This is a genomic window from Pantoea sp. SIMBA_079, assembly GCF_046940275.1.
Taxonomy (GTDB): Bacteria; Pseudomonadota; Gammaproteobacteria; order Enterobacterales; family Enterobacteriaceae; genus Pantoea; species Pantoea borealis.
This window is the reverse complement of sequence record NZ_JAWRYR010000966.1, coordinates 1-233: the sequence shown is the minus strand read 5'-3', so window position 1 is coordinate 233 and position 233 is coordinate 1. Positions and strand designations below refer to the sequence as shown.

The following is a 233-nucleotide window of genomic DNA, read 5'->3' as shown; positions in this document are numbered from 1 at the left end:
GTAGATGAGCTACCACCCGGAGTTTGCTTCCAACAGTTGGGAACTATTGCAGATCCTATTGTAGTCATTCCGTCAAAATTCTCGCTCCAAGGCAATGTTGTTATCGGAATACAAAGTGTTGTAAATGTTGTTGGAGAAGCACTCCAAATACTTTTATCGGTAGCACTACAATTCGATCTTACCCAAGCATAATATGTTGTTGCAGGAGAAAGACTACCCAACGGTGCAGAAGT

General features: G+C 42.1%; 1 protein-coding gene. It reads left to right on the top strand.

Translation table 11 applies throughout. From position 1 onward, the window contains the following. Positions 1 to 192 (top strand): hypothetical protein (locus SB719_RS22810; RefSeq protein WP_412160133.1); only part of this gene is annotated, 192 nt, incomplete at its 5' end. Between the last annotated feature and the right edge of the window lie 41 nt (positions 193 to 233).